This is a genomic window from Streptomyces sp. NPDC088246, assembly GCF_044741025.1.
In the GTDB taxonomy this organism is placed as follows: Bacteria; Actinomycetota; Actinomycetes; order Streptomycetales; family Streptomycetaceae; genus Streptomyces.
Map to the genome: position 1 here is coordinate 1 of NZ_JBIURV010000125.1, position 6154 is coordinate 6154.

The following is a 6154-nucleotide window of genomic DNA, read 5'->3' on the forward strand; positions in this document are numbered from 1 at the left end:
GCTAATGGTGGAGTCGGGTATTGGAACTCTCCGAATGCCTCGGCCCCGAGGTTATCGTGGGTTGCTGTAAGCCGTAAGGGTTGTAAGGCATGCGGTTGTACGCTGGTCCCCGTCGCTGCGGTTTTCACTCCGCAGCTCAGTCGGCGAGTGCGCAGGCCCTCTGACCAGGGCGGCAAAGAGTTTCGATCGAGACTCTTCGTCAGACAGATGTCCAAACCTGCGAGCGGGCTGCCCTCATGCCTTACAGCGCCCCATGGCCTCTGAGCTGCGCTTTTGGCTACTCAACCCCAGATAACGGACGCAGGCGGTGGCCGAGTTGAAGCAGAAGATGAGCGAGGCAGCGTAAAATCTGTCTTCGCACCGCATCGGTTCAGTCTGTGTCGGCCAGCCACTGGTCGATGAGCGCCTTGCCAATCGAATCGACCCGGTACGGGCCGCCGAGAGCAGCGTCCGCCAGCCGCGCGCGCAGTTCCGCGGCCGTGAACCAGCGTGCCTCCACCACTTCCACGTTGTCCACATCGATCGCGTCGGAAAGGGCCTCGGCGCGAAACCCGATCATCACCCCGGCCGGGAACGGCCACCCCTGGGAACCCTGGTAGGTCACCGCACCCACGGTGACGCCGGCTTCCTCCCGCACCTCGCGGCGCACCGTGTCCTCGAAGCTCTCGCCGATCTCGACGAACCCGGCTAGGGTGCTGAAGCGGTTCGGGCCGGATGCCGCATGGCGGCCGAGCAGGCAGCGCCGGGGCGTGCCCGGAAGTTCGACTAGCACGATCACGGCCGGTTCGATCCGCGGGAACAGCAGCTTCCCACAGTTCTGGCAGGTCCGCAGGTGGCCACCATTGCAGGACCGGGCCGGGCCCCCGCAGGCGCCACAAAACCGCTGATTGCGGTTCCAGTGCAGAATTCCCCGCGCGTACGCCAGCAGACCCGCTTCGTCCGGCGTGATGGTGGGAACCATCGCCCGCACGTCCAGCATCCTGTCCGCGCCGGCCAGCTCGACGGCGCTCTCCCGTTCGAGCCCGGACACATCAGCCGCGAACACCGCCCTCTCGCCTTCGAGGCCGAGCAGCACCCGGTCGCCGGCCGCGACGAGGATGTCCCTCGCCTGGGCCAAGGGCAGCCGCAACGGCGTTTCGTTTCGCACCAGGCACTGGTCCTGCCACAGGGGAATGACCTGGGTACTGGCCCTGGTCAGCAGTGCCTCGATCCAGTCCGAGTCTCCCCGCCGATCAACGACACGGTCGAGCCCCAACCCGCTGTAGTACACCGCTCCTCCTGGATCACAGTGTCTGCCTGTCCTCGACACTAGCGGATACGTCCGCCGACACCCTCCGCAGCTAGAACTTGCCTAACATGCCTTACCGGATCAGATCTGGGATGAACTGGCTCGATGGCTTGACAACACTAGATAACCACCGTCACATCCCGCGGTCAGGTCCGTGCCAGGGAACGGGGCGATCGTCCGGACTCATGGGCAGGTGTTCGAGATTGACCGGACCGGGGTAGAAATACGTTCCATTGGGATGGATGACTTCCTCGCCAATGAGGTGCCGGTAGAGCCACTCGGCGAAGCTCATGGCATGCTCCCAGTACCCGCCTTCGTCCCGGTCGTGTACCACCACGCTCCAGTCGGGCGTCCGTGGGCTGCGGCTGAGGAAGACGTGGAAGCCGAAGTCGGTCGACAAGGCAGGAATCAGAACTCCGCCAGCACCGGTCTCCGGGTGCGGAAGGCCGTCCCAGTCGGCATCGCGGAAGGCTTGCTCGGTCTCCCGGATGTCCTTGAGAAGGTTCCAACGTGTGGTCGCCGGGTGCTTGAAATAGAGGTGGCTGTTGACCGTGATCGGCGCGTACTCGTCGATGAACTCCTTGTAGTCGCTGGGGAGTTCTGTGCCGACCTCCGACTCAAGACGCGCCCAGCTTTCGGGATCGGCGAAGCGTCGGCCTCCCGGCCCAAGCATCGTGAAGACGGCAGACAGATGGTCGGTCATGGGTTGCACCTCTCGTTCGGTGTAGGAATCGCGGCAAGATCAACGTGGCTCTTCACGTCGTTAGCCCCGGAGGGATTGTTGTTCTTGGGTGCTGGCCATCGGGAACCTCGTTGGTCTGGGCTTCGCCCGCCGGAGTGGGGGCACGGCGGCTGACCTCGGCGGCGTAGGCGGCCCAGTCGCCGGCCGATGCCTTCTGCCACTGGACGGCGACCTGGATGTGGACGCCCAGCATCCGGGCAAGGATGGCGGCGGGGACCTCGGTGGCGAGGGTGAACAGGGCGGTGGAGCGGTCCTGGCGCGGCTGGAGGCCGATCTTCTGGAGGCGGAGGCCGAGCCGGTCGTCACCGATGGGCTGTCCGGGACGGCCGCCGGGGAATAGCCACGGCGCGTCGTCGGGGGCGCCGATCCTGGCCTTGCCGCGCCGGGTGGCGATGAGGTCGCGCACCAGGCCGGCCAGCGGTTCGGGGAGGACGACAGGTGAGGTGCCGAACGTGATCCCGACCTTGTCGTTGTCGAGGTGGACGTCGTCGACCGTCAGGCGGCTGATGGTGGCGATCTGCTGGGCATAGAGGACCAGCAGCAGGCCGGCGACTCGATCCGAGGTCGCCAGCGTGTCGTCGTGCAGGAGGCGCCTGGCGTCGGCCCAGCGCTTCTCGCTGTCGATCGTCCCGCAGGGTCCTGTCCAGCGCACGGTGCCGTAGGTGAGTCCCTTGGCATGCCGGTGCTGGACGGACCACCGGACGAAGTGGCTGGTCTCGTCCCGGTAGGTGGCCTTGGGGTCGGCAATCCATCGCTCCAGGTCAACCTGGGTGCACGTGCCCAGCGTGAGAGCGCTGTCGGACAGCCAGTCGAGGAAGTTCGCTGCTGCGGTGACGTGGCAGCGTACGTTCAGCGCCTGCAGGTGCGTGGTGTGCTCCTGGCCGAGGCGTCGCCGGAGTCGACGTAGGTGGTGCCAGACCGCGTAGCCGTGCAGGATCCGGCGCTCGGTGAGATCGGTGCGTGCTTGGAGCGCCGAGGTGATCCACTGGTCCAGGGCGACCAGCCGCTCGTCGCGAGGCGGCAAGGCGCCGGTGGCGACCAGGACGCTGCGGAGATGTGCGAGGACCTTGCTCGCGGGCAACTCGTCGAGCGTGTCGTGGGTGACGGGCCGTTCGTCACGGCCTATCTGCCGGAGCAGGCCGCCGACCTTCGAGCCCGATAGCCAGAACATGGTGCTTGTGGGGCGTTCGGCTCCGGACAGTGCCTTGTAGAGAGGGACGAGGTCCTGCCGGATCGTGCCCGTGTTGCCGGCCAGGAGGTCGCGTACTTGCCGGTCGAGCGCGCATCGCTGGCAGGGACGGGTGCTGAGCTGCCAGGTGGTGCGGCAGACGGGGCAGCGGCCCCAGTAGTCCGGGTCCGGGTTGGTGCACTTCGCGCACAGGGGTGCATCCCACGTGCCGCTGCGGACGTGGTCGACGGCTCCACAGCCACTGCAGGGCGCCCACCGCAACTGGCACCGGTTGCACCAGGGTTCGCCCGTGGCACGGGAGATCTCACAGACTCCTGTCCGTCCGCAGATGCCGCACTGGGCGGCGGTCCTGGGCCGGCAGTTGGCGCAACGTGGTCCGTCGGGAAGCCGAGCGGCGACCTTCTGGCGGCGCCCGCAGTCGCGGCATTCCTCCAGGTTGACGGGGTCACTGACCAGGCAGTTGGGACACAGCGGCCGCCCCTCGGCGTCGCGGGCAGCGGGCTCGCGGACGGAGCCGCAGCGGGTGCAGGGCACAGCCGCGTTGCGGGCGAAGCAGTTGCGGCAGACCCGTTTGCCGTCGAGCACCTTCGACAGGGACTTGACCTCATGGCAGCGGTAGCAGGCCGGATTGACGACCCTGGTGGCTCCGGCCTGGACGAGTGCGTCGATGAACCGTAGGACGGCGGGGGTTGGGGCGTCGTAGCCAGCACCGGTCAGCAGGTCGGGTTGGGCGGTGATCGCCCAGGCCAGGCGGCGCTGGCCGGCCTTTCGGACGGTGGCGCGGTCGAGCGCTGCTTGAACGGCGCCCGCGTCGAGCGTGGGATCGACCGTGGTGATGAGGCCGGCGAGCATGGCGAATGGATCGCCGTCCGTATCGGGGCATTTCGCGCACCGGGGGTTGCCGTGGCGGTCGCGGCTGACGACGCGCCGCTGCTGGTGGCAGCCCGCGCAGTCGGCGGCCTTGTCGAAGCAGGGCGAGCAGCCCCATCGGCCGCCGCTGCGGCTGCCGACGTAGGGGCGTGCGCGGCCGCACTCACCGCAGCGGGGAAGGGCGATGTCCTGTGCGCCGGCTTCGTGAAGGGCCATCAGCAGTCGTGCGACGCAGAACGGTGCCGGAGGTCGTCCGGTCCGCAGCAGTGACGGATCCTCGTGCAGGGCCTGGGCGAGGCGCCGGCGACCAGCCCGCTCGCGCATGACCGTGCAGACGATCTCGCGGATGCGGTCGGCTTCCAGGTGCCGTTCGACGTTGCCGACCAGGCGCACGACCAGGCCGACCGGGTCGGCCAGCACCTCTTCCGAGAGCCCGTTCACCGGTCCACCGGTGCGATCCGTGCCCGCTTGGGCCGCAGGCCGCCGATGCCCTCGGCCGTCGTTCCGCCCGCGGCCGCCTTCTTCGGCCTCTGCGCGGCGCTGGCTGCGGCAACGGGTTCGATCAGGTCGTCCATCGTGCAGTCCAGGATGTCCAGCAGGGCCATGAGGATCTTCAGACTGAGCCGCTCGGGGCGTTCGACGACGAGCCGGTAGACCTGGCTGGAGGACAGGGTGATGCCGCGTTCGGCCAGCGGCGGCAGCAGGTCCGTGGTGGAGAACATTCCGCGGTCCGCCATCAGGTGACGCAGGTGCCAGCGGTAGTCGAGCTTGGCGGCCATCATCGGTCCTTCCTGGTCGGCGCCTCGTCGAACGCCGGGTTCAGTGCCTTGCTCAGAGCAGTGTTCATGAAGTCGTCGCTGACGTGGGTGTAGATGGCGGTGGAGCTATCGCACTCGTGACCGACCTGCTCCTGGATGAACCGCCGATCCACCCCATCCTCAGTCAGATGCGTGACGTAGGAATGTCTCAGCGAGTGGACGACCAATGCCTCGGGGAGCTTGAGCGCCGCGCGGTAGGCGACGAACCGGGCGTTGATCTCCGACGGCTTGACCCGCCCGCCCCGCTCGGTCACCCACAGCGCTGGGTGGTCCTCGCAGCCGAACTGCGGGCGGACGTTCTCCACGTAGTCCTGGACGGCGTCCACCGCCCAGTCCATGACCGACAGCACGTTCCGGCGCCGCGGCGGCTGCCCCTTCTTCGCCTTGCCGTAACGCACGTTCAGCGTGCCGTACCGTCCGAACTGACGGGCTTTCGGATTGCGGCCGAAGTCGGCCAGATCCAGCTTCGAGGTTTCCGTGCGCCGCAGTCCCCAGCCGTAGATGACCTTGAACAAGGTGGCGTCCCGGTAGGCGGCGAGGGCGCCCTTGCGCTTGGACCGCACCGCCCGATCGACCTGGTCGTCGGCGTAGTCGAGGAACCGCTGGAGCTCCTCGCGGGTGAACGGCCGGGCCTCCGGGTCGCCCTCGTAGTCGTTGAGGTGGGCGATGGTGTTCCACTCGTGGCAGATCGCCACCGGGTGGGTACCGAAGGCGTCCTCGCAGGCGACCGCCCAGCCGTAGCGGCCGTCGATGAGGAACTCGGTGAACTGCCGCACGTCGCCCTGGTAGCTGCGGATCGTGGACGGCGCCAGGTGCCGCTCACCCGTCAGCGAGGCCGACCACTCGTCCATGTGGCCCGGCAACCACGACCACGGGTACTCGTTGGTGAACTCCTGGAAGCGGCGAATCAGCCGCTCCCGCCCGGCGATCGTGTCTTCCTTCAGGCCCCGGGACATCTGCTGGGCCCGCCAGCCGCGCAGCATCGCGTCGACCATCGCGTCCTCCGGACACAGCTGGATCACCCCCGAGACCAGCTCCAGATGAGCCGCCCCAGCCAGGGCCACCTTCCGTTCTTGCGCCACTCCAGACCATCCCTTCTGGAGGGCAGATCTTGCATCAGACGGGATGTGCCTGGCAAACTGCCTGTTCAGAAGGCCAGTTCGTAGTAGCGTTGGGGTCCGTCAGGCCGTCGCCGTGAACAGGTGACCTGCGACTTCGCGCCCGTCTGATGCAATTCCCGAGCCTTC

Annotated in this window: 5 protein-coding genes; all 5 read right to left on the minus strand. The window is 67.7% G+C overall.

Going from position 1 to position 6154, the window contains the following annotated elements:
• Positions 1-370 precede the first annotated feature (370 nt).
• Positions 371-1270, minus strand: coding sequence for an NAD(+) diphosphatase (nudC, locus tag ACIPEK_RS46065; RefSeq protein ID WP_124286798.1), 900 nt, complete (start codon positions 1268-1270; stop codon positions 371-373).
• Positions 1271-1421: 151 nt separating this feature from the next.
• Positions 1422-1991, minus strand: a complete 570-nt coding sequence (locus ACIPEK_RS46070) for an SMI1/KNR4 family protein (RefSeq protein WP_251091401.1) — start codon at positions 1989-1991, stop codon at positions 1422-1424.
• Between the two features lie 52 nt (positions 1992-2043).
• Complete coding sequence (locus tag ACIPEK_RS46075) at positions 2044-4530, minus strand: site-specific integrase (RefSeq protein WP_241200581.1); 2487 nt, start codon at positions 4528-4530, stop codon at positions 2044-2046.
• Entirely contained in the window at positions 4527-4868 is a 342-nt protein-coding gene (locus ACIPEK_RS46080; protein WP_176729247.1) for a helix-turn-helix transcriptional regulator, read from the minus strand. Before ACIPEK_RS46080 ends, ACIPEK_RS46075 begins: the two co-directional genes overlap by 4 nt.
• The gene (locus ACIPEK_RS46085; RefSeq protein WP_093544862.1) at positions 4868-5989 is read right to left on the minus strand and encodes a tyrosine-type recombinase/integrase; all 1122 of its coding nucleotides are present in this window, start codon (positions 5987-5989) and stop codon (positions 4868-4870) included. The genes ACIPEK_RS46080 and ACIPEK_RS46085 overlap by 1 nt, the downstream gene beginning before the upstream one ends.
• Between the last annotated feature and the right edge of the window lie 165 nt (positions 5990-6154).